At 48.0% G+C, this 24,746-nt stretch carries 18 protein-coding genes; 7 read left to right on the top strand and 11 right to left on the bottom strand.

The genetic code is table 11. From position 1 onward, the window contains the following. Positions 1 to 9: 9 nt before the first annotated feature. The 7 genes from BMW79_RS14485 to BMW79_RS14455 all read right to left on the bottom strand — a co-directional run bounded on the left by BMW79_RS14485 (position 10) and on the right by BMW79_RS14455 (position 9,268). On the bottom strand, positions 10 to 672 hold the full coding sequence (locus tag BMW79_RS14485) for an HAD family hydrolase (RefSeq protein WP_089895904.1): 663 nt from the start codon (positions 670 to 672) through the stop codon (positions 10 to 12). Between the two features lie 91 nt (positions 673 to 763). Next, the gene (locus BMW79_RS14480) at positions 764 to 1,273 is read right to left on the bottom strand and encodes a hypothetical protein (protein WP_089895902.1); all 510 of its coding nucleotides are present in this window, start codon (positions 1,271 to 1,273) and stop codon (positions 764 to 766) included. Between the two features lie 33 nt (positions 1,274 to 1,306). Next, positions 1,307 to 2,506 (bottom strand): TlpA disulfide reductase family protein, encoded by a 1,200-nt coding sequence (locus BMW79_RS14475; protein ID WP_089895900.1) that lies wholly within the window; start codon positions 2,504 to 2,506, stop codon positions 1,307 to 1,309. Positions 2,507 to 2,560: 54 nt separating this feature from the next. Further along, complete coding sequence (locus tag BMW79_RS14470; protein ID WP_089895898.1) at positions 2,561 to 3,943, bottom strand: RagB/SusD family nutrient uptake outer membrane protein; 1,383 nt, start codon at positions 3,941 to 3,943, stop codon at positions 2,561 to 2,563. 22 nt (positions 3,944 to 3,965) lie between these two features. Further along, positions 3,966 to 7,448 carry a SusC/RagA family TonB-linked outer membrane protein gene (locus BMW79_RS14465; protein ID WP_177192171.1) on the bottom strand — a complete coding sequence of 1,161 codons (3,483 nt, stop codon included), beginning with the start codon at positions 7,446 to 7,448 and terminating at the stop codon, positions 3,966 to 3,968. Positions 7,449 to 7,700: 252 nt separating this feature from the next. Next, positions 7,701 to 8,666, bottom strand: a complete 966-nt coding sequence (locus tag BMW79_RS14460) for a FecR family protein (RefSeq protein WP_089895894.1) — start codon at positions 8,664 to 8,666, stop codon at positions 7,701 to 7,703. 56 nt (positions 8,667 to 8,722) lie between these two features. Next, complete coding sequence (locus BMW79_RS14455) at positions 8,723 to 9,268, bottom strand: RNA polymerase sigma factor (RefSeq protein ID WP_089895892.1); 546 nt, start codon at positions 9,266 to 9,268, stop codon at positions 8,723 to 8,725. A 299-nt stretch (positions 9,269 to 9,567) separates the two neighbouring features. On the opposite strand from BMW79_RS14455, the gene BMW79_RS14450 reads away from it, so the two are divergent. Then, positions 9,568 to 10,368, top strand: coding sequence for an alpha/beta fold hydrolase (locus BMW79_RS14450; protein WP_089895890.1), 801 nt, complete (start codon positions 9,568 to 9,570; stop codon positions 10,366 to 10,368). Between the two features lie 22 nt (positions 10,369 to 10,390). After that, on the top strand, positions 10,391 to 11,236 hold the full coding sequence (locus BMW79_RS14445) for a hypothetical protein (protein ID WP_089895888.1): 846 nt from the start codon (positions 10,391 to 10,393) through the stop codon (positions 11,234 to 11,236). Here BMW79_RS14445 and BMW79_RS14440 read toward each other — a convergent pair. Genes BMW79_RS14440 through BMW79_RS14425 form a run of 4 tightly spaced genes read right to left on the bottom strand, consistent with a single transcriptional unit; the run spans position 11,230 to position 17,139 of the window. Further along, positions 11,230 to 12,336: a sensor histidine kinase gene (locus BMW79_RS14440; RefSeq protein ID WP_089895886.1), complete on the bottom strand. Its 1,107-nt coding sequence runs from the start codon at positions 12,334 to 12,336 to the stop codon at positions 11,230 to 11,232. The two genes, BMW79_RS14445 and BMW79_RS14440, sit on opposite strands and share 7 nt — an antisense overlap. A gap of 3 nt (positions 12,337 to 12,339) precedes the next feature. Then, entirely contained in the window at positions 12,340 to 12,921 is a 582-nt protein-coding gene (locus BMW79_RS14435) for a chemotaxis protein CheB (protein WP_245752487.1), read from the bottom strand. Positions 12,922 to 12,923: 2 nt separating this feature from the next. Then, positions 12,924 to 13,745 (bottom strand): CheR family methyltransferase, encoded by an 822-nt coding sequence (locus BMW79_RS14430; RefSeq protein WP_089895884.1) that lies wholly within the window; start codon positions 13,743 to 13,745, stop codon positions 12,924 to 12,926. Positions 13,746 to 13,752: 7 nt separating this feature from the next. After that, the gene (locus BMW79_RS14425; protein WP_089895883.1) at positions 13,753 to 17,139 is read right to left on the bottom strand and encodes a response regulator; all 3,387 of its coding nucleotides are present in this window, start codon (positions 17,137 to 17,139) and stop codon (positions 13,753 to 13,755) included. A 268-nt stretch (positions 17,140 to 17,407) separates the two neighbouring features. On the opposite strand from BMW79_RS14425, the gene BMW79_RS14420 reads away from it, so the two are divergent. From BMW79_RS14420 to BMW79_RS14400, 5 genes are read left to right on the top strand one after another with little or no spacing between them, the layout of a single operon-like run. Beyond that, the gene (locus BMW79_RS14420; RefSeq protein WP_089895881.1) at positions 17,408 to 17,779 is read left to right on the top strand and encodes a response regulator transcription factor; all 372 of its coding nucleotides are present in this window, start codon (positions 17,408 to 17,410) and stop codon (positions 17,777 to 17,779) included. Between the two features lie 3 nt (positions 17,780 to 17,782). Then, positions 17,783 to 18,937 carry a HEAT repeat domain-containing protein gene (locus BMW79_RS14415; RefSeq protein WP_089895879.1) on the top strand — a complete coding sequence of 385 codons (1,155 nt, stop codon included), beginning with the start codon at positions 17,783 to 17,785 and terminating at the stop codon, positions 18,935 to 18,937. Further along, positions 18,937 to 20,370: a glycosyltransferase family 2 protein gene (locus tag BMW79_RS14410; RefSeq protein ID WP_089895878.1), complete on the top strand. Its 1,434-nt coding sequence runs from the start codon at positions 18,937 to 18,939 to the stop codon at positions 20,368 to 20,370. The genes BMW79_RS14415 and BMW79_RS14410 overlap by 1 nt, the downstream gene beginning before the upstream one ends. Before the next feature lie 15 nt (positions 20,371 to 20,385). Then, positions 20,386 to 21,864, top strand: a complete 1,479-nt coding sequence (locus BMW79_RS14405) for a glycosyltransferase family 2 protein (RefSeq protein WP_089895876.1) — start codon at positions 20,386 to 20,388, stop codon at positions 21,862 to 21,864. A gap of 19 nt (positions 21,865 to 21,883) precedes the next feature. After that, positions 21,884 to 24,745, top strand: a complete 2,862-nt coding sequence (locus BMW79_RS14400; protein ID WP_143059161.1) for a tetratricopeptide repeat protein — start codon at positions 21,884 to 21,886, stop codon at positions 24,743 to 24,745. The last annotated feature ends 1 nt before the right edge of the window (position 24,746 follow it).

Below are 24,746 nucleotides of genomic sequence, written 5' to 3'. Positions count from 1 at the left end.
ATTCCTGATTTATAAAAACAGCTGTTGTAACACGGGATCGGTATAGTCCGCTACAAATGCGCGGATATTGCCATAGGCAGCAAACTCATCTCGTGTATGCATTGTGGTTAATACCACCGCTTCCATACCTGCGTTCAAGGCTGCTTCCACGCCTTTTGGTGCATCCTCAAAAACGATACAATTGGCAGGACTCACACCCAGTTGCTGTGCGCATTTAAGAAATACTTCCGGATCGGGTTTACTGGTAGTAACGTCATCCGCACTGACGATTGCTTTCAGGTAAGGACGGATATGCAGGTTGTCCAACACATAGTTGATGTTGAAGGTATTGGCGGCAGAACCAATGGCCATGGGAATGTTGGCAGCAGCGGCTTTTTCCAGGAAGGCTGGTAATCCGGCAATCAGCTCCAGGTGCGGGCGGAATGCTTCCTGGTATAATACTTCTTTTTCGTGGGCAATTTCTTCCATCTGCTCCGGCGTGAAATGATCTTTACCAAATACACGCACCAGCAGCTCCTCGTTCTTGCCATACATATGGCTTCTGACAATTTCCCTGGGGAGGTTGGCTCCCAGCTTGTTTAACATGTTATACCAGCCTTCGAGGTGATATTCCATATCATTGATCATGGTACCGTTCAGATCGAACAGAAATGCTTTTTGCTGCCGGGTCATAATGCCTTTTTTTGTAAGGCGCAAAGATAACGAATTTTGTCTTTCTCAGGATTAGCAAGCGGATCCTGAGAAAGACAATATCTATCGTTGTTTATTGTTCCAGCAATTTCTTCAGTCCGGCTTCATAATTGCCAATCTCTGCGGAGAGCGTATCTACCAGTGGTTTGCGGCCACCTTTATCACCTTCCAGGATAATGCTCCATCTTACTACCGACATATCATCCTTATCGGGCATGGACTCCACCAGTGCGGTAACGGTAGCATGTGTAACGCCATTGGGTAAGGGAGATACGATGCTGAAAACAAAAAACTTATACGAATCATGCACCTGGTCAATGATATCGCGGCGTTTGCGATTATCCGTGAACGTGATATCGCGGTAGCGGGTATCTCTATCCGTTACGATCTGTACGTCTTTAATAGTACCGTTAGCATAATCCTTTACCTGTGGCAGGTTGCTGATCACCCGCCATATTTTTGAAGGCGAACTTTTCAGCATGGTTTCGTGTGTATAATCCGGGATGATTTTTTTAGCGGCTTCCATCTGAGCCATTGCAGCGGTGCTGCAACAGATTAACAACAGTGTGAGTATTCTTTTCATAACATGATTTAAAATTACAGGTGAGCCGGTCTTTTACTGCATAGGCACCATCGGCATGGCTTTCATTGTTTTCGGTGCTTCTGTTGCTTTTGCGGCCGACTTTACGCTAGCGCCAAACAGTTCGTTCAGTTTCTTTTCAATAGCACCGCTGCCATCGGGTTCAAAACCGACTTCTTTCATCAGGATTTCACCATCAGGACTGATCAGGTAAGTAGTAGGTACACCGGTGATTGCAAAACCACTGCCTGCAATATTGATGTTATCCAGCGCCTGTTTCCAGGGATTGTTCTCCTGTGCTACTGCTTTCAGCCAGTCACTTTTACTTTTGTCGATGGAGATACTGTAGATCTCGAAGTTCTGATCTTTGTATTGCTGGTACACTTCTCTCATGTGAGGAAACGACTGGCGGCAGGGACTGCACCAGCTGGCCCAGAAGTCGATCAGCAGGTATTTGCCTTTAAACTGCTGCAATGCCAGTGGCTGGTCTTTTTCATCGGGCAGGGTAAAGTCTTTCACCTTTTTACCTACAGCGGAATTCTTAATTCCGTCCGTAAACTGATGGAACTCTTTCGCTTCTTTGGTTTTCTTCATCTCGGACGACAATCCGGCGTAGAGGCGATCCTGTTGGTCGGTGCTCATCATTTCGCGCGCTTCTCCCAAACTGAAAACGGACGCAAAGGAATTGGGATGATCCTTCACCAGCTTTTGCAGCAAAGGCACCAGGTACTGTTGTTGCAGGGCTTTCTGCCTGGCTTCAAATTCTGCATGACGCGCATCTTTTTCATCCATCCAGGGCTGACCATATTCTTTCTTCAGGGTTTCAGTCATCTGTTTCCAGGCAGCTTCTTTCTGTTTTTTATAGGTCTGCAATACTTCCACTGCTTCCGAACCTTTTACCACAGAGGCGTTCATGCCTTTGGCAATATCGCTGGTAACGGTGTAGGTAACCGGTTTATCCATGAGGATACCAAAGGGTTGGTACATCATGCGTTGTTCTTTGATGTATTCGGGATACAGCATCAGGAACACCGGTTCTTTAAAGGGAATGTTGATGGAATAGTGTCCGTTGGTAATGACAGCGGAATCGTGGTATGTGCGGGAGTAGATATACATTTTGTTATATCCTTTCAGATCTCCGGCCAGTGTGCCCTGTAAGGTAATCTGTGGTTGTTGCTGGGCGTAGCTGCCCAGGCTGATCGCAACACCAGAAAGAAGGGTGATGATTTTTTTCATTTGTGATGATTGATTAATACCTCCCGGATCATGTGATCCGGGAGGTGGTTTCCATTAATAGCCGGGATTCTGTTTGATCAGGCCCTGCGTGATATCTATTTCGTGTTGTGGTATCGGGAATGCGTAGCGGGTAGCCGGCAGTTCCGGGTTAGGTGCTTTGCCATAACGGATGGCGTCGAAACGGGCGAATCCTTCAAAAGCCAGCTCCCAGCGGCGTTCCTGCAGGATACGGTCTATCAGCGCGGCCGGTGTGGCAAAGTCGGCCGCCACGTATACATGCGGCACGGGACTTACCGTATAGGCGCGGGCGTATACCTGGTTAAGTAAATCGATAGAGGTACTGTTCACGCCTTTTGTTTGTGCGAGTGCTTCTGCCAGTGTGAGCATTACTTCCGGCAAACGGATCATCACTACGTTGTCGCGCATGTTCATGTCGGTGAATTTGCGCATCACCGGCTGATAAGAAAGGTTGATACTATCTTTTCTTTCGTCATGATCTCCGTAGGAGGCAAGAAAACCAGGTAGTGTTTTATAGTATCCGTATGCGTAATAGATGCCGTTGTTGTCGTTCGACTTCGATGTTTTGTTAAAGCTTTCCGGGAAGGCGAAGAGTACTTCTTTGCTGAGGGGGTAGCTACCAAGACTGGCGTAATGATCCGGCCACATGGTCCAGAAGTTGGGCTGGAGGCTGTAATTATTACCGGTCAGGGCTGCCTGTGCGTAAGTAGCGGCCTTTTCGTATTGCTGGCTGTAGAGGCATACTCTTGCGGCGAGTGCATTGGCAGCGCCTTTGGTAGCCCTGCTGCCCTGGCTGAGTGCATCCGGACGAACGGCCGGTAAGTCGGCAATAGCGGCGTCGAGGTCTTTCAGTATCTGCGTGTATACCGCTCCGTTAGTAGCCCTTGGTATATCCTGCGAACCATTGTACCCGTCGAAGGAAGCAATTCTCAGCGGCACGCCCATGTTGTCTTTTTTACCCTGCAGTGCCCCATCTCCGTATAGCCGTAACAGTACCATGTAGCAATAGGCGCGTATAAAAAGCGCTTCTGCAATAAGGGGCGCCTGTTTGCTTTTATCAAACTGCGCATACTTTGGTAGCTGATTAATGATCACGTTTGCCTGGTTAATGGTCAGGTAAGGTTTGGACCATAAGGCCGTATAGTTTTCATCACGTGGATCAATGGTTCCTTTTGCAAGATTTGGATCATTGGTACCGGCAATACCACCGGTGAGATCTCCTATCTGATAGTTATCGCTGGCACAGGCATCCATCATGCGCAGATAGGTGTCTGCGAGATAGTTTTGTGTAGTTTGTTCGTACTTCAACAGTTCCGATTCTACCATGGTACCTTCCGGCTTCAGGTCCAGTTGCCGGTTGCAGGCGCCCAGCACCAGCAACAGTGTAAACAGGCTTATATGGTATCTGTATTTTTTCATATCCGGCTCAGTTTAAATAATTTTAGAAAGATGCTTTCACTCCTATCCGCCATGTGCGGGGCGAGGGCATCGTAAGTTCATCATAACCCATGTTCAGGGCAGAAGAGCCATATGCGCTCACCTCAGGATCCAGGCCTGAATACTTTGTGAGAATAAACACATTATTTGCTTCTGCATAAATTTTCAGGGCAGAAAACACGCGGGTATTTTTCAGCTGTCTGCTATTGAAGTTATATCCCAGCAGGAGGCTACGCAGTTTTACAAAAGAAGCATCTTCCAGGAAACGGTCGTTTTTGCGGTCCAGCGTATAGTCGAACGAACTGCCAAATCCGGCCTGTGCATAGTTGGAATTATTGATCAGCGCCGGGATATCAGTTTTTTGTCCGGGTGATTTCCAGTAATTCAGCAGATCGGTGGAAAGATTGTACACGTTATTGGCGGAATAGGAACTACCGAGGTAGCTGTACATAGCCGCTTTGGCGCCGTTATAGATCTTATTACCGGCGGAGAAAGAGAAGAAACAGTTGAGTTCAAAGTTCTTCCAGTTCAGGGTATTACCAAAACCACCGAATACCACCGGCATGGCATCGCCCATATATTTGCGGTGTTCATAAGGTGCATTGGGATACTGTTTCTGGATAGGCACTTCCGATACTTTACCGGTATTATCTGACCATTGCGGTTGTCCGTTAACCGGGTTCACGCCAGCCCAGTCGTAGAGGTAAAAGGCCGTAGCAGAGTGACCTACTCGCCAGAAGCGACCGCCGGAGGTTTCATTCTGTGCCGCCAGCTGTTCTTCACTGATCTGATGCAGGCGGGTAACGATATTACGGTTACCGGAGATATTGAAGGTAGTGGTCCAGCGGAGATCTCTCCGGGAGATGTTTTCGCTGGTGATACTGAATTCAATTCCTTTGTTATTCAGATCTGCCCGGTTCTGCTGTTGCAGGGTGAAGCCCATAAAATAAGGCAGGGCAGATTGCAGGATAGCATTGGCGGTCTGACGGCGATAGTAATCGAGGGTAGCAGTGATGCGGCCCTGCCATAAACTGATGTCGGCGCCTACGTTCCAGGTGGTGGTCCGCTCCCATTCCAGGTTTGGATTGGCCGGCTGTTTATTGCCGATGGTAGTGGTATTTCCATAAGTAGCGCCATATACATCCACTACATACTGGCCCTGGTTGCCATAATAGCCGGTACCGCCATCGTTGCCGGTAAAGCCTACGCTACCGCGGATCTTCAGCTGTTCAATCGCTTTCACGCCTTTCAGGAAACCTTCTTCACTGGGTACCCATCCGAGTGCAAAAGACGGGAAGCCCACATAGCGGTGGTTGGCAGAAAAGCGGGAAGAACCATCCAGGCGATAGGTTACGCCTGCGAGGTATTTATGTTTGTATTCGTAGTTGAGGCGGCTCAGATAGGATACCTGCGCCCATTGCTGTTGCAGGGAATTCAGTACTCTTTTATCCTGTGCGGTAGTAATGCTCAGCATTTCATCGGTCAGGAACCGGGTGCCATAAACACCGTTGACATTTTCGGTAGATGTTTCAAAGCTCTGACCCAGCATAGCACTAATCGCATGCCCATCTCCCACTATTTTATTGATATCAAGACGGTTGTTGATTACCCATTTCCGCAGCTGCTGTTGTGTTTCCGTAGCAGAGCCACCTACCAGCTTGGGCCGGTCGATGATACGGTTATAGGAGCGGGAATTGATCCAGTCTACCCCTACATCCGTATGAGCGCTTAACCAGGGCAGCAGTTTCAGGTCGGCAAAAACATTCCCCAGCACCCGGTTATCGGTGGTGTAGTTTTTACCGGACAGCGCCTGCGCCACGGGATTGGATACCTCTTCCGGACCGGTAGGATTTTTACCGAATAGCCAGCTGTATTTACCGGTGCTGTCGTACACCGGGATATTGGGTGCTTTCTGAATAGCGCCACGGTAGGCCCATTGCGCGCTGAGGGAATTGTTGGTAGCCTGGTTCAGCGACATACTCACGCCTACTTTCAGGGATTTCGACATCTGGTTATCGAAATTTACGCGGCCCTGGTAGCGGGTAAAGTCGTTGTTAATGATGTAGGATTGGTCTTTATTATAACCAAGGCTTACGTAGTAATTGGATTTTTCTGTGCCGCCACTCATGGATACCACTGCGTTATTGCTGTTGGCAGTACGTACTACTTCATCCAGCCAGTTGGTATTTACGCCTTTCGGGAATTTATAGTTTAAGGGCCAGTACCAGCTTGATTGTGCTTTTCCGACAGAATCCTTCTGGCGGAAGAGCTCCGTATAGAAATCAGCATACTGGTCGCCGTTCATGAGTTTCGGGAGTTCTCTCGGTTTGCTGAAAGCCGTGCTGAGTTGAACATCTACCCGCATTTTACCCCGGCTTCCTTTTTTGGTGGTAATGAGGATCACCCCTGCAGAACCACGGGAGCCATAGATAGCGGTAGAATAGGCATCTTTCAGGACTTCGATGGATTCAATATCATCCGGATTGATGGTGGCCAGCGGATTCTTTTCAAAAGTGGTAGGCTGGCGGTATTCGTTTACCACCTGGTTACCACCAAAGGAAAATCCTGCGGAATTACCTTCATTATAGTTCACTGTATTTACATTGGGATCGATGCCATAAATCGGTACGCCATCAATGACGATCAATGGTGAATTACCGTTGGCATTGAGGGTGCTGATACCCCGGATGGTGATGTTGGAGGCGGCTCCCGGCACACCGCTGGAAGGGGCGATGAATACACCGGGCAGTTTACCTACCATGGCCTGGTCGATGGTCAGCGGCGTTTGTCCGGGCTCTTTAGAAGCCTGGTAGGTAGATACGGAACCGAGGAGGCTGCGTCTTTCCTGCACCCCATAACCGATCACCACGGCTTCTGTTAAGCGGGATGCTTCCACTACCATAGCGAGCTTTTGCTGTGCTACTGTGCCTGGCACGATCTTCACCATTTGCTGTACGGGTTTATACCCGATGAAAGACAGTTGCAGCGTATAGTTTCCGGCGGGCAGGGTAATTTCAAATACGCCTTCCGGATTGCTCACTGCATAATATTTGGTACCTGCTACTTTCACGGTGACGCCTGGTACCGGTTGTCCGTCGTTGTCGGTAACAACACCTTTTACTTTGCCCGGAGCTGGTTGCTGTTCCTGCAAAGGCGCGGCGGGTATTACCTCTTTCACGATGAGCAGCACGCCGTTTTTCTCTACGAACTGCAATGGTGTATTCGCCAGCAGGGAGTGCATGACTTTCTCCAGCCGTTCATTGACGAAGGTCAGTTTTTTTACCTGGTAGCGGGCCAGTTCCTGGTTATCGTAACCAAAAGAAAGGTGGTACCCGGACTCCAGTTTTTTCACGCAGGAAGCGAGGGATTCGTTCTCAAATTTTTCGGTCACTCTTACTTGTTGTAATAGCTGGCTATACCCGTTATTGGCGAAGAGGAGTGTGAATCCTCCGAGTATAAGAACAGTGACCATTACGCTCCATCTCATAAGACGTTGTATAAAAGTTAGCGTAAGCGTTTTTTGCATATATTTGGTTGATTTTAGTGTTAACTAAATGCATATAACAGTCATCAAGCGTGTCTGCAAATCACTGCCTGACTGTTGTATAACTTTCTAAAAACCGTGTCTGCTCCAACAGATGCGGTTTTTTATTTCCCGGTGGGACATAGCTATCGCAGGGATGGCTTAAAGCGTGTCCATCCTTACTAATTTTGGTTGCATCCTCCTTGTATGCGCTATTTAGTTTTTACGATGTATGGTAATTTCTTTCTCTTTCATATCATATTGTAAGGGATGTATACTGCTGACCAGGTCCAGGACCTGGGTGATGCTGAGTTGTTTGCTGCACCGGAGCGTGTATTCATCGTGTTTCATTTCTGCCGGGTTGTACCGGATATGCACACCGTATTGATTTTCCAGTGTGAGAGCCAGTTCGGCGAATCCTACCTGCGAGAGGCTGATCATACCGCTGGCCCATTCGTTGATCTGTTGGTTGTCTGCTTTTGATTTCATGTACTGTTGTGCCGATCTGCTGAAAGTCAGCTGATCATTGGCGCTGAGTACATCCAGTCCTTTCTGGTCGTGTAACACCTTTACCATACCGGTTTTCACGGTCACCTGTGTTTCATCGAGGGTGCTGTATGCTTTCACGTCGAAGGAAGTACCGAGCACCTGCACATTAATCTCCTGTGTGTGTACCTCAAAAGGGTGACGGGCATCCGGTTGTATGTCAAAGAAAGCTTCTCCGTCGAGCTTTACGGCACGAACTTCTCCGAATTGCCGGGGATATTCCATCCGGGCACCGGCGTTGAGCCACACGTGGGAGCTGTCTGGCAATGCAAAATCCATTTGCTGCCCTGCGGCCACCTGCACAATAATCATGTCGTGCTTTGGCTGCCAGTTCTTAAAGAACCACCAGCCGGCCATACCGATTACCCCTGCCATCACTGCTGCTGCGATCTGCCAACGGTAGCGCATCCGTACCACGGGTGTGCTAACCGGCTCCAGCCGGGCATGGATATGTTGTAGCATATCTGCCTGCAGCTGTTGCTGATGGGCTTCATCCCGGAATGTATGCATAGGTTGCGCGTCCTGGGATTCATACCAGTCTTGCAGCCATTGCAGTTCTTGTGGAGTACAGGTTCCGGTTTCAAGCCTTTGGAGGATCTGAGCTATTTTCTGTTGAACATCCACGCTTTTAACCATTTGTATTATTAAAGACACCCGTGCTAAGTGGTAGTACCAGATGAGTAGAAAAAAAATTATTTATAGGACCGGAGCCGGTCTTTCAGTCTTTTTAAGGCGGTGGTCAACTGATTTTTTACCGTTTGCTGGGAGATGCCCAATCGGGTAGCTGTTTCCTGCACCGAAAGGCCGTCCCGCCTGCTCAGCAGGTATACTTCCTTCATTTTTCCGGGCATACCGGCAATGGTATCTGCGATCAGTTCCTGCATTTCTGACAAGGAAAGGCGGGCATCTGCCGAAGGCAAAAAAGGAAGGGGAAAATCTGCGAAAATATCCAGGTGTTTCTGGTAATTATGATGATGGCGGATATGATTGAGCACGCGGTATTTGAGCGAAATAAAAAGGTAAGCATCCAGCTTTTCGCGGATGACGATCTCTTTTCTTTTTTGCCAAAGGGCTACAAACACTTCCTGAAGACAATCTTTTGCGTCTGCTTCGTTCTGCAGCCTGGCGTAGGCAGCCATGTATAATGGTTGCCAGTAACGGTGATACAACTCATCAAAGGCAGTTTTATCGTCCAGTAACTGCATCCTCTCCAGCAGCGCGTTATCCTGCAAGTCCATCAATCACCAAAAGGTTTAAGCGTAAATATATGTAAAAGCGGTTCAAAAAAGCAAGGGCTATTTCTTAATCTTCTTTCCGGACAACGGCGGAAGGAATAAAGCATCCCCATACCTATTAGTAGGTAGTTGGTTCAAACTAATTACTTATATTTGAAAAATGTGACCTAACGGCCAGTGCAAAGGCATATTTAATGCGAACTAACCCTCCTTAGCTGCCACTAGGGATTAGTACGTCATCTCAAAATTAACCTGTTTTTCAGGCCTGCTATAGTCATCATTTTTCAAATATTTATTGTTCTATGGACATCATCGCAAGAAATCACATCCATGTCATTGGTAACCTGGATGCACCACAGACCCTCATGTTTGCCCACGGCTTCGGTTTAGATCAGACTACTTTTTCCAAGGTGACGCCTTCATTTGAAAGCGATTATAAAATTGTGCTGTTCGACAATGTGGGCGGTGGTAAAGCAGAAATGAAAGCGTACAGCCCCAAGCGTTATGAGTCCATTCATGGCTATGCAACGGATCTGGCGGATATTATACAGGCACTGGAATTAAAACACGTCACCTTTGTAGGTCACTCTGTAAGCGGGATGACGGGGTTGCTCAACAGCATCCACTACCCGGGCATGATCGAAAAGCTGATCCTGCTGGGTTCCAGTCCGCGCTACCTCAATGATCCGAAAGACGGCTACATCGGGGGTTTCGACCATCTTGCGCTGAACGGCCTCTTTGAAGCCATGGAAGGAAATTATCATGCATGGGCAGCAGGCTTTTCGAAACTGGCCATGCGGAATGAAGACCGGCCCGAGTTAGCTAATGCCTTTGCAGACACCCTGTCGGCCATCCGTCCGGATATTGCGATCCAGGTGGCCAAAGCGATTTTTTACCTCGACTACCGGGAAGAACTGCCCAAAGTAACATTGCCGACACTGGTAGTGCAAACCACTAACGACATTGCCGTACCGGCAGTGGTGAGTGAGTACCTGGAAACACATATCCCCAACAGCCGCCGTACCCAGGTACAGACAGAAGGGCATTTTCCGCAGGTAAGCGCACCAACAGAAGTAATAGCTGCCATTCAATCGTTTCTTTAATTCATTTTTTCAATTACATACTGTGAGTATCTGGGAGCGTAAAGCTTTAAATTTTATCAATCAAACGAGTCGGTGGGATAAGGACAAGCACATCTCTTCCTTTCTTGCATTCAGTATTTCGCTCGTCAAAAATCTGACCGGGGCCGACATAGCCCTGCAACTGGAGTTTGAGGATGAAGATACCGCCAAAGTGAAATGCGCGTCTCCCGTTCATCTCAACGACATTGTGCTGAACCCGGAGCCCATTAAAAAGCTGCTGTACGCCCATGGCTTTAAAACCATTTACTGGCGGGAGCTGCCCGTACCAAAGGAAAATGTATTTAAAGAGGTATTGCAGGCGTTGTCGTCTGCTATTATTATACCGGTAAATACCACGCCCAACAACAGCCTGCTGGTGTTGGGCTGGAGTGAGCCGCCTTCCTTTGAACCGGATTTTGTAGAATGTATAGAAACGATCCGTTTACGTTTGAAAGAAATTCTGCTGCAATCCCAGCAACAGCTGTACTTTCAGCGGGTAGCTATCCGTTTTGCGGCCATCCTGCACACCATTCCGCATGCATTGGTATTTATCAACAACGATGGTTTTTCCGGATGGGTGAACCAGGAAGGCGCTACACTACTGGGATTATCCGGACCGGGAGAACAGCTCCCGGCGGTACTTTCAGATGCGATGATGCAATTGCGGAATAAAGCATTGAATACAGAAGAGATCTATAAAAAGGCCGTACACCTGTTTTCCTCTCCTGAAAATGCGCTGACCAACTGGACCTGGCAACTGGAAAACAGCACCCTCTCGGTATCATGTCTTCCTGTTACCACCCAACAGATCAGCGGCCGGCTATGGATCTTTGAAACCCTGGATCAATAGCGTTGCCGCCAGAGGAAATAAAATGTACTTCCTTCTCCGGGTAAAGATTCTACCCATACCTTACCTCCCTGTTCTTCTACCAGTAGCTTAAAGATATTCAGGCCTATACCGGAGCCTTCTCCTTTCCCTTCATTATCGAGCCGTTCAAACAGCTTGAAAATGCGGTCGGTATCGCGTTTGGCTACACCGGGGCCATTATCTTTTACATAGAATTCATAGAATTCGCCCTTGTCGGTGCCCCCGATGGTGATAAGACCATCCTTCTTATCATTGTATTTGATGGCATTGGAGATGAGGTTCTGAAACACCTGTTGCAGTTTCAGCTTGTTGGTTTCCAGTACCGGCAGGGTCCCCCCTGTTTCGATATGAATATTGGCAGGAGGAAACAGCAGCTTCGATAACTGTGTTACCAGTTCATGTACATTAACTTCTTCTATCGTTTGTTCCATGTCGCTCTGGCGGGTATAATCCAGCATGGAGGTAATCATTTCTGTGAGGTGATTGGTGGCGCCCAATACAATTTTCATATATTCTTTCAGATCGGGAGCGCTCTGAATCCGTTCGTCTTCATTGATCAGTGCCAGGAGGCCAATAGCGCCGGACAGCGGGGATTTCAGGTCATGTGCCACCACGTACATAAACCTTTCCAGCTGTTTGTTTACTTTCTCTTTCTCGATCATCGCCTCTTTCAGCTGATGTTGATAGCGGTACAACTTTTCAAACACGGTCACCTTGGCCCGGGTCACATTTACATCCAGTGGCTTGGACAGGTAATCTACGGCGCCCTGTTCAAAACCGCGCATTACATATTGTTCCTCTTTGTTGATGGCAGTTACAAAGATGATGGAGATATCTTTTGTTTTAGGATTTGTCTGTAAGAGCCTGGCTACTTCATAGCCATCCATTTCAGGCATCTGCACATCCAGCATGATGAGCCCAATATCATCGTGACGTAATACGGTTTTCAATGCTTCATTACCGGAAGTGGCTTTCAGGATAACGCGGTGATCGCCTTCCAGCATATGTTCCAGCGATACGAGGTTTTCCGCTTTGTCATCCACCAACAGTATAGTAAATGTTTTCGGTTTGTGTTGCTTCATTTCTCAACGTTTATTTGCGGTGCTTATATTTCTTAAGTAACGGATCATCTGATCCGGCGTCATGGATTGTATGTCTGCGCATTGATCTAAGGCGGCTTGCGGCATGGTGTTAAAAGCTGCCGTAGCCGGATCCTGTACAATTGCTGTGCCACCGGCAGCGGCTATGCGGCATAATCCTTCTGCGCCGTCTTTGTTGGCGCCGCTCAGTAAAATACCGATGACAGCGGATCCAAAAGCGGTAGCAGCGCTTTCAAAGCTCAGGTCTATCGATGGCCGGCTGAAGTTGATCAGTTCTGAATAGTCCAGGGAAATGGTGCCATCGGCTTCGATCAACAGGTGATAATTTTGCGGTGCCAGGTAGATATGTCCTGGCAGCAGTTGCTCTTTATCTTCCGGTTCTGTGATCTGTATATGGTCTGATAACAGCACACCCAGTTCGCTCTTCACGTTTTTTAAACGATGGATTACCAGTACCACCGGTATGTGGAAAGGAACCGGCCAGGCTTCCATCAATGCGGATAATACCGGCATACTGCCGGCGGAGCCACCAATAACGAGGATACGGTATGAATGGGGGACTGTCAAATTTATACTTTACGTCTGAATATTTTATTCGCCAGATTCACAGGTTCAAATTTTATTCTTTCTTCATTATATAACAGTGACTCTTTAATACCCAATGCCAGGTACCCTAACGAAGTTAAGCTTTCATAAAACAACTTCACCACCCGTTCCTGGAGTGTTCTGTTAAAATATATAAAAACATTCCGGCAACAGATGAGTTGAAATTCATTGAATACCTGGTCGGTGACCAGGTTGTGCTGAAAGAAAATAACGTTCCTTAATAAAGACGGGTGAATAATGGCGTTGTCGTAACGGGCGGTGTAATAATTGGAAAAATCATGAATCCCCCCGGACTGCATATAGTTTTGCGTATAGTCTTTCATATCCTTCAACGCAATGATACCGCTTTCTGCTTTCTCCAGGTTGGCTTCATTGAGATCGGTGGCATAGATACGGCAACGGTCCAGCAGACCGGCTTCCTGCAGTAAAATAGCCATAGAATATACTTCTTCCCCGGTAGCACAGCCGGCATGCCATATCTTAATACTGGGGTAAGATGCCAGCCGTGGTATTACCTGCTCCCGCAGCACTTTATAGAACGAAGGATCCCGGAACATTTCGGTAACATTCACCGTAATGTACCGGATCATCTCCCGGAAAAAATCTGTTTCATTCAGCAACCGGTGTTTCAGGTCAAAGATATTATCGATGCCAGTGTAGCCGGTAAACCTGCTGAAGCGACGTTTCAGCGAGGCGGAAGCGTAGTCTGTAAAGTCATAGCCATATCGCTGCTGAATGATTTTCACCAGGTCTGTAAAATCCGCGTTGCTGATTTCTTCTACCATAATTCTATTAAGACAACCATACCCTTAACAATGATAACAATTTAATATTATCTACGGGTTTTGCAATATAATCGGATGCACCGGCTTCCATACATTTTTGCCGGTCGCCTGCCATCGCCTTTGCGGTGAGGGCAATTACCGGCAGTTGCTGGAAGCGGCCATCGGCACGTATTCTTTTCATAGCTTCGTAGCCGTCCATTTCGGGCATCATGATGTCCATCAGCACCAGGTCTATCGACGGCTGCTGATCCAGTACCGCCAGCGCCTCCTTCCCGTCGGCGGCAGTGAGTACGGAAATACCCTGTTCTTCCAGCAGTGCGCTGATCGAAAATACATTCCGCATGTCATCATCTGCCAGCAATACCGTTTTACCGGACAACTGCTCTTCCGTCCAGGAAGCAGTCATATCGGGTACTTCTACTTTCTTCTGTAGTTTATAAAGGAACAGTTCCAGTTCATCCATAAGCCGGTCGGAAGCATGGGAGGAATTACGTACAATAGCAGAAGCATATTTCTTCAGCTGTTGTTCTTCCTGCACCGTAATATCCTGGTCGAGGTATACGATCAGGGGTGTGCTGCCGGCTTCGGGGATGGTGGTGAGTGCTGCCAGCTGGGTGATGCCGGCTTCCAGTTCTTCTCCTATTTCCACGATCACGGCATCATACTTTTTGCCACCCAGTAGTTGCCGTGCTTCCGGAACACCAGCGGCAATATCATAATGGGTGCCGAGGTTGCGCTCTTCGCTCATGGCTTCCAGTGTGGCATTGGCGCTCAATGGTCCTACAGACACAAGCAATACTTTTTTCAGTCCGGCCTGGATCTGGGTGCTGATACTGGTGAACACTTCTTCCAGATCCTGTAATTCCAGCGGCTTTCTCGTATAGCCATGGATGTTATCTTCCCGGATGCCCTGTATATCGGCGGCGGTAACCACATGTACCAGGATTTTGCTCAGTTCCTCGCTGCTTTTCAGGATTTTGAGGATGCTGCTGCCGTCGATTACCGGGAGGTTCATATCCAGGATAATGGCTACCGGCAGGAATTTGCGGGCGTAGGCCAGTCCTTCCTGCCCGTTGTGTGCCACGATGGTTTTAAATCCTTTGTTACGGGCGAAGTCGCGCAGGATATCGGCAAAATAAATATCGTCTTCAATAATCAGGATCAGTTTGTCCTGCTTCGAAAGATTATCGCGGTCGTCGTTCACCACCATTGCGGGCTGGATCAACGGCATGTTCATGGGTGCAGCAGCCGGTGTTACCGGAATGCTCAGTGGCGTGGCATTCGCGCTCACCGGCAGCTGGATTGTAAAAGTACTACCGGAGGCGGTGCTGCTATCGAGGCGGATTTCTCCATTCAGCAGCAACATCAGTTCCCGGCTGATGCTCAGTCCGAGGCCGGTACCGCCATATTTACGGTTGGTGGCGCCGTCGCCCTGGTGAAAAGCATTGAAGATAAGGCTTTGCTTATCTTCCGGAATTCCGGGTCCGGTGTCTGTAACGCTGATGCTGAGTACATCTGGTGCGTTCATATACCAGGAAAGACTGATCACGCCACCGGGAGGCGTAAATTTAAAGGAGTTGGAGAGCAGGTTACGGATCACCTGTTCCAGCCGTAGTTTATCGGTATGGATTTCTGCCGGTACTTCGGGCGCCACGTTTTTAATAAACTGAATATTTTTTTCCTGTGATACTACGCCAAAAAGATCGGAAATATCATCGATAATGCCCCGTACGGATACCTCTTCAAAATTCATTTCCACTTTACCGGCTTCTATTTTAGAGAGATCCAGTACATCATTGATCAGGTGGAGCAGATCGGAGCCGGATTTATAGATGATACCGGCGTATTCCATCTGTTTATCCGTGAGGTTTTTATCTTTATTTTCCTGCAGCATTTTTGCCAGGATGAGTACACTGTTGAGTGGTGTTCTCAGTTCGTGCGACATATTGGCGAGGAATTCAGATTTGTAGCGGCTGCTGGCCTCCAGTTCGGTGGCTTTTATAGAAAGTGCGCCCCTGGCGGTTTCCAGGTCTTTATTCTTTTCAGTGATTTCCGCATTTACCTGGCGGAGTTCTTCTTCCTGTACTTTCAGTTCTTCCTCAGAAGCCTGGAGTATTTCCGATTGCCGGCTCAGTTCTTCGTTTGACTGCCGCAGTTCTTCCTGCTGACTGATAAGAATTTCCTTTTGTTCCTGCACCTGTTGCAGCAGTCGCAGTATTTTTTCACGGGCGTTGGCGGCATTAACGGCAACGGATATATCTTTCGACAGTACTTCCAGCAACCGGAGCTGGGTATCCGTCACATCGCGGAAGGAGGCCAGTTCAATGACGCCCAGTAGTTCCGTTTCAATCCACAGCGGGATCAGTACCAGGGAGCCCGGCTGCATACTACCGCTGGCGGAGTGCAATTGCCAGTAGGTGGCAGGCACGTCCCGGATAACCAGGATTTCTTTTCCGGCCACTGCGGTGCCTGTAAAGCCTTCATGGAGGGAAATGGCGTTGGGAATCCCGGCAGGCATGCTAACGGCCGCGTACAAACGAAGATCATCGTGGGTTTCGTCGTAGCAATAAAATGCGCCGGCGGCAAAATCTGCGAAGTTAGTAAGGGTATGCAGGCATTTACGCATCAGTTCATCGCGGTTATTCACGCCCTGCAGGCTGTCGTTCATATCGTTTACTCCTGTGAGCAACCAGTTTTTTTCATTGGCGGTGGTATTGAGTTCCACCACTTCCGCCAGTTTGGCGTTCAGGGCATGTTGTGCTCTGAGGCGGCGTCTGAATTCGGCGTAGGTGATCCTCATCAGTATGAATCCTACCAATAAAATGAAGGCGTTATTGATCAGAAGCGTTCTCACCGCCTTCGTAAAGGAATTACTTTTAAATTCTTCCCGTATGCCCAGCAGGCGGCGTTCTTCTGTATTTACCAGTCCTATTTTAGCACGGACCTTATCCATCAGCGCGGTTTCCTTTTCTGTAATAGCGCCGTTCTGCTCAAAACGTTGCTGCCCGATAATATGATCCAGTTCATTCCAGAAGCTGAGCAGGGAATTGATGCTATCTTCCAGGGAATCCACATTTTTTACCTGTGTAGGATTATCGATCACCATGGTGCGCAGGTCATTGACAGCGGGCGACACTTTAGGCAGCGCGAGTTCATAGGGATGCAGGAAACTTTCGTTTAACGTGCTGCGATAGCCTCTGCGGGAGGCCTCCATATCGAAAAGTAAGCGTTGGATCCTTTCAGAATTGTTTAATACGCGGTAAGTGTGCTGTACCCATCCGGCTTCTTCTGTTTGCGAAGAAAAAGTTTGCCAGGTTAGAAAAGCGCCGAGGATGACAAGTAATACTACAACGGAAAAGCCGAGGTACAGTCTGTTAATTAATGAAATTCTCATATAATATTAATTCCTTAATCAGGTATAAAAGTACCTAAATGCCTTCATATTCAATATCTTTGTGCACAATAACAGATCTATTTTTGTAGCAATGCCTTATCCGTTTTTTTTATCCATGGAAAACTATTCATTTATTTTTCAAGTATATACCTGTATAATGCGCAAATCCTGCGCATTATGAAGCGTACCTATTAAGATTCACAATAAAATAACATCCTGCTAAACAATTAAATATTGCGATTTGTTTAGCAGACTAAATTCAGCCACGATGAGTAAAATTTTGTTAGTAGAAGATGATGAGATCATGCCTAAAATAGTGGCAAGAATTCTCCCCACCTCCGAGTATGAGCTGGACCATGTATCAAACGGAAAGGAAGCATTTGAAAAACTGGAGAGTACCAACTATGGCTATGATCTGATCATTACGGACATCATGATGCCTTATGCCAATGGATTTGAAATTCTGAGCAGGGTAAAAAGTCAGCCAAGGCCGATTCCGGTGATTATTGTTTCCAATGCAGGCAATGAAGATATGATCATGGAAGGCTTCAAGCTGGGTGCGGACGATTTTCTGAAAAAACCGATCATACCTGCCGAATTACTGATCAGGGTAAAAAGATTGTTAATGAAGAATAAATAGCTGATGTTCGATATTCCAACTCCTGCCTTCCTGGATCCTGTTTTCAGCACCTTCCGGGAGGCGCCGCTGGCCATAAGGCTGGCGATGATTTTTATCATAATAGCCATTTCCATTACGCTCCTGGCGTATTTTTCTATTTTGAGAAGCCGTTTCCGTGGACACCAGCGTAAAAAACGACTGGATTACCTGCTCCCTAAAATAGATAACCTGATCATTGATGAAATCCTGGCTAATCCGGAAGTAGCTGCTGGTACGCCGGCCGACAGGATACAACTGAACCTCGACGGATTCCAGGAATTACCCTTACATAAGAAATGGGCCAGGCAGGCTACCACCAACCGTATCATTCACTTCCGCCGGAACGTGCGGGGGAATGCGGGTCAGTTGCTCCGTAGTCTTTATATACAACTGGAACTGAGCAAGGACACCATGAAACAGATGAAATCGTCGAAATGGGCGCGGAAAGTGCGGGCCCTGACTGAGTTCATCGACATGGACATCCCGGTGGCCGATGTAACCATCCTGCCATTAACGAATAGCCGTAACCGTGAGTTGAGGGCTGCTGCCAGGCATGCCTACATCAAACTCAGTAAAAACGAACCCTTCAAATTTTTCGATGTAGTAACCGATCCACTGCTGATGTGGGACCAGGTGGAATTATTCCGGATCATTACCACTACAGAAGATATTTCGATACCCAATTTCGCCCGCTGGATCACCTACTCTTCCAACAAGAGCGTGGTATCCTTCTGCCTGAAACTGATTGTGCATTACAACCAGTTACCGGCCGTACCGGCAGTGATCAAACTGCTGGATACGAAAGATCACTATCTGCGTGCAGATGCCATCAACTGCCTGGGCAAACTCCGGGTACCGGATGTGGAAGACAGACTGGTATCCATGTTCACCAGTCAGCCGCTGCAATGCCAGATTGAGATCCTGAAGGCCATCGGCCGCATCAGCAGCGGACGCCAGGTAGATTTCCTGAAACAGGAATTCCTGCACTCCACCAATTTCGACCTGCGTAAGGCGGCAGCCAAATCGCTCGTTAAAAACGACTGGGTAGCCAGCCAGGTATTACAGGAACTGCTGGATACAGCCGACCGGGAAAGTCTGCTGATCCTGAAGCATTGTATGAACCCTTTAATCAAGTACTAATGGAGGGCATTATTTCAGTGCTGGGCAAGGCCTATGAAAATACGCTTTTCGTATATGGGTTGATTTTACTACTGGTGTATGCCCTGCTCGCTTTATTGTCGATGCTCGCGATCCGGTATTATACCCGCAAGAATACCCAACATCAGCTGGAAACGCTGGCCAGTTCACCGATGGCGCCCGGCATCACTATCCTGGCGCCTGCCTTTAATGAAGGCCTGACCATTATTTCCAACGTAAGATCGCTGCTCACCCTGAACTATCCGCGCTATGAAATCATCATTATCAATGATGGAAGTACGGATAATACCATGGAACAGCTGGTGGAAGAATTTAAAATGGTGGCGGTGGACTTTGCCTATAACGCCAGGATCCTCACGCAGCCAGTCAGAAAGATCTATAAATCCACCGACCCTGCTTACTCTGCCCTGATGGTGATTGATAAAGTGAATGGAAAAAGTAAGGCAGATGCGGTGAATGCAGGCATGAACGTAGCTACGTTCGACTATTTCGTGTGTACCGATGTGGATTGTATCCTTCATAAAAATACTTTGCTGGAGCTGATTTTACCGGTGATGCAGGAAGAGAAGAAGCGCGTGATCGCTGTTGGCGCCACGTTGCGTATCGCCAATTCCTCCGACTTCGACGAAGGCGTATTGATCCGTATGCGGCCGCCCCGACAGCTCCTCCCCCGCTTCCAGGAAGTGGAGTACATCCGCTCCTTTGTATTGGGCAAAATGGGCTGGAGCTACATCAACTGTGTACCCAATGTATCCGGCGGCCTGGGCCTCTTCGACACAGAAGTAGCCACGCGTTGCGGCGGATATGACCACAGCTCCTTCGGGGAAGATATGGAACTGCTGACCAGGATGTGCCGGTACGCGCATGACAACGAAATTTCCTACGCGGTGCGTTATATACCAAGAACCTTGTGCTGGACAGAAGGTCCTTCCACAGTGAAAATCTTCAGCCGCCAACGTACCCGCTGGGCCAGAGGGCTTGCCCAGCTGATGTATGCGCATTTCAGCATGTTCCTCAATCCCCGTTACGGGAAGATGGGTATGATCGTATTTCCGTTTAACTTCTTTTTTGAACTGCTGGCGCCATTGGTGGAGTTCAGCGGTATCCTTATTTATATATACCTCGCGGTTACCGGTCAGGTGAACTGGCCCTACGCATCGATGCTGTTGCTTTTCGTATATACGTATGCGGTGATGATCACCACCATTGCGATATTATGGGATCAGCTATCGTTCCGGTATTATAAAAAGTGGTGGGAAGTGGCGTATCTGTGTCTCACTCCTTTTATGGAATTTCTGTTGTATCACCCCCTCATCGTGTTTTTCTCGCTGCGGGGATACTACTATTTCCTGACCGGCAAGAAGAGTACCTGGGGAAATATGCAACGACAAGGTTTTGGAAAGAAGAAAAAATAAAGAAAACAGCGTGCTATGATCAGAACAATTTTTGAAGGGGGCGTATTTATTTACGGTATTGTGCTGCTGTTCATGTATGCTTTGCTGGCTTACATGTCTTTCCGTGGTATCATTATGTTCCGTAAAAAAAACAGCTTCACCAACTACGACCATCTCCTGGATTCCCCGCTTACACCGGGCATTTCCGTGATAGCGCCTGCCTATAATGAAAGCGTGACCATTATTATGAACGTGCGTTCCCTACTAACGCTGAACTATACACGTTTTGAGGTGATCATTGTGAATGATGGGAGTACAGACGATACGCTGGAAAAGCTGATCCGTGAATTTGAACTGGTACCGGTAGATTTTGCCTACAATGAGCGTATTGTGACGCAACCAGTCAGACAATTATATAAATCTACCAACACCGCTTATGATAAACTGCTGGTGGTAGATAAAGTGAATGGTAAAAGTAAGGCTGATGCCGCCAATGCCGGTATCAATGCCGCTTCTTTTGATTATTTCCTGAATACGGATGTGGATTGTATCATTGAAAAAGATACCTTGCTCCGCATGATCAAGCCCTTCATGGATGAAGAGCATAAAAAAACAAAAGAGATCGGTGAACCCTGCCCCCAGTGCGGATATGTTCATGTAGTGGAAGATAGCCGGCAGGTAATTGCCACCGGTGCTACACTGCGTATCGCCAACTCCACCGAAATCGATGAAGGAGTGATCATACGGGTACGCCCCCCCGAAAAAATACTGCCCCGCTTCCAGGAAATGGAATATATCCGGGCATATGTACTTGGTAAAATGGGTTGGAGCGTGATGAACAGCGTACCCAATGTATCCGGCGGATTAGGTTTATTCGATAAAGAAGTAGCCATCAAGGCGGGTGGATATGACCATAGCTCCTTTGCGGAAGACATGGATATTGTAACGCGTATGTGCGCTTTTATGATCGATAACAAACTGAAATATGCGGTACGTTATATTCCTACCACACAGTGCTGGACGGAAGGCCCACCGAATATGAAAGTATTCAGCCGTCAGCGTACCCGCTGGGGGCGCGGGCTGGCAGAGATCATGACGTTGCACAAGAAAATCATTTTCAATCCCCGGTATAAAAAACTGGGACTGGTGGTGTTGCCTTATAACCTCTTTTTTGAGTTCCTGGCGCCTATCATTGAATTCGCGGGTATCATCTATTACATCTACCTGGCGGTGACCGACCAGGTAAACTGGCCTTACGCCCTGATATTACTGCTGTTTGTATACCTGTTTTCCGTGATGATCACCACACTGGCGATCTGCTGGGACCAGCTTACCTACGGTTATTACAAAACCTGGCGGGAGGTGATTGCCTTATCGCTCATGGCATTTTTTGAACCACTGATCTACCATCCACTGATTGTATTTTTTGCGTTGCGGGGTTACTGGTTCTTCCTCACCGGAAAGAAAACATCCTGGGGAAATATGCAACGACAAGGTTTTGGTAAAAAGAAATAAACTTATAAAAGAAAAGCAAATGGCTGTATTAAAACATCTGTTAACGGGTATATTGGTGTGTTTGGCGATGCAAACGCAGGCACAGATCTTTAAACAGAAGAATAATGCAGAAGCCCTGTATGAACAGGCCCTTCAGGAAACGAAACAACAGCATTACGACAAAGCCATTGCCCTGTCGCAACAGGCGCTGAAAGCACAGCCTGATTTCATCGATCAGCAGCTGTTACTGGCACGTCTTTATATGCTCACCAAACAATATGATCTCTCCAGAAAATATGTAAAGGAAGTACTTGCGAAAAATCCGCAATACCGGGATGCGTATTATTATGCGATCAACGTGGAACTGACTACCGGCAAATATGCGGAAGCAGAATGCTATGCAGATGAAGCCCTGAGCCAATTTCCGGGTAGCCGGGAATTTATGCTGAAGAAGCTTGGCATCCTGGATATGCAACATAAAGTATATCGCGGAAACGAACTGGCCGAAACGGTATTGAATAAATACCCGGAAGACACCACCGTACGTAATGCCTATGTAGAGCACTACTTATTGAGCGGCAAATATTATCAGCAGCTGGGCAACAGTGGCATGGCGCGTCAGAGCTACGACCGTGTTTTACTGGTAGAACCACGCAACCAGGAGGCCCGGGAAGCAAGTCTGGGTGTGGCCCTGAAAGGAGGCAACTATCAATCCGCCCTGGAACAGGTAAATGATGAGTTGCTCGCTCACCCTGGCAGCTACGATCTGTTGATGCGCAAGCTCGGCATCCTGCAGGAAATGCACGCCTATGTAGAAGCGCTGAGTACTTTACAGGAAGTGTTGCGCCGGTTCCCGGGTGATGCAAAGGCACGTACCCTGGAAACATCGCTGCGCATGGAAGCCGCTACCTACTATGCTAACATGGACCCCTATACGTTGTATCAGGGTGTGCTGGAAAAAAATCCCGGCAACCGCGAAGCGCTGGACAAACTGATTGGCTACAGCATGGCCAGGGGCGCTTATGCAGAAGCACTGGCATGGATTAACCGTGGCCTGAAAGCCACTCCTAACGATACCCGCTTACTCGGTCTGAAAATGGATGTACTGGAAGGCGACCGTAAATACGGCAGTGCGGCAGCACTGGCGATGACGCTGTACCAGCGCGCGCCCAATCCCGAATTAAAAGAAAGACTGGTACAGCTGCAAACCGCTACCGGCCGCGAGTACCTGGCACAACAGCAATACGATCTGGCCCTGGCAGCGTTTGAAACTGCCGGCAGGATCAGTCCGGGTGATTCTTCCGTATTAAACCTGCTGACCAATACCTACATCTCTCAAAAAAATACACCCGCTGCTTTAAAAACACTGGATCAGGCACTGACCTATTACCCGGATAATGCCACTTTTCTGCTGAAAAAATCCAGCGTACTGGCAGATGCCGGCAGGTATGAAGAAGCTGCGGTGATCACGGCACAACTGGCAGCGCGGTATCCTACCGATGAACGGTTCAGCAGCAACCTCGCAGATATGCGCTTAACGTCTGCCCGTGCACTGATGAAAGCCGATGAATATGACCTGGCAAAACAACAGCTGGCACTGGTATTGGCAGCCGCGCCTTCCAACAGCGAAGCGCTGGATTATATGATCAATATGCAAACCGCTACCGGTAAGCCCGACAGCGCATTGTATTACGCCAATACAGCCCTGGGGTATTATCCGGATAACCGCGATTTTTTACTGAAAAAAGCGTCTGTATTACAGGAAATGCACGCGTATAACGAGTCGGCCGCTATTACATCCGACCTGATGACGCGGTATCCTTATACGATCAAATACAAACAAGCGTATGTAAGCAGCCTCATGTCGGCAGGCACCGACTATCAACGGAATCAGCAACCCGACAGCGCACTGGCGATGTTTAACCAGGTACTCGCACTGCAACCGAAAGATTCCATGGCGTTGTTATACAGCATCAATATCCTGAACGGACAACAACGGTACGACAGTGCCCTGGTATATACCGCACAGGGAATGAAATACTATCCCGGCAACGAAGCTTTTCTGATGAAACGGGCTATTACCCTGGAGAACAAGCAGGACTTTACCGCTGCAGCACTTGTAGCAGATTCTATTGTGAAGCTGCAGCCAACAGCCGCCAATACCGATTACCGGGATTACCTGCTGAGCAAAACACTGAAGAATCAGTTTGGGCTATACTTCAATAATTCCAGCTACGATTATACTTCCGACAAGTTCAACATTGCAACGGTAGAATACCGGCGTTTTATTAAGCGCGGTTCTTATGCCGTACAATTGAACTACGCCGGCAGAAAGAATGGCAACGGGTTACAAGGACTGGCGGAGATGTATTACAAGCATAACCCGAAGCTGTACTCCTATGGTATGATGGCGTTTTCCAACAAATCAGTATTCCCCCAGGTGCGTGCGGCCTACTCTATTTTCAAGACCTTTAAGAAAGATATAGAAGTGGAACTGGGTGGCCGTTACCTGAACGTGGACAGTACCACCAGTATTTCCGGCGTACTTTCCATCGCCAAACCATTCGGGGATTTCTGGATTAACCTGCGTGGGTTTGCCATCAGTGAAACATCCAGCTTTTATACATCGTTTAACCTGACCACCCGTTATTATATGAACAAACAGCAGGACTATCTGCAACTGGTAGCAGGACTGGGTACTTCTCCGGATGACAAGAGCAGGCTGGTGAATTTCCCCAACCTCTCTGGTTTGCTGACACGCAGCATCAGCGCGGGTTATCAGAAAGTGGTACATTACCGCACCACCCTGGGATTGTATGGTACCTGGATCAATCAGAAGATCAGCGATACCGGGTTCCAGAATCAGTACGATATTTACCTGTCGCTTCAGCGGAAATTTTAAT

Origin of the sequence: Chitinophaga arvensicola, from assembly GCF_900110835.1 — a bacterium.
Lineage (GTDB): Bacteria > Bacteroidota > Bacteroidia > Chitinophagales > Chitinophagaceae > Chitinophaga > Chitinophaga arvensicola.
Note: the sequence above shows the minus strand (reverse complement) of the source record. Positions and strands in the feature narration are given on the sequence as shown.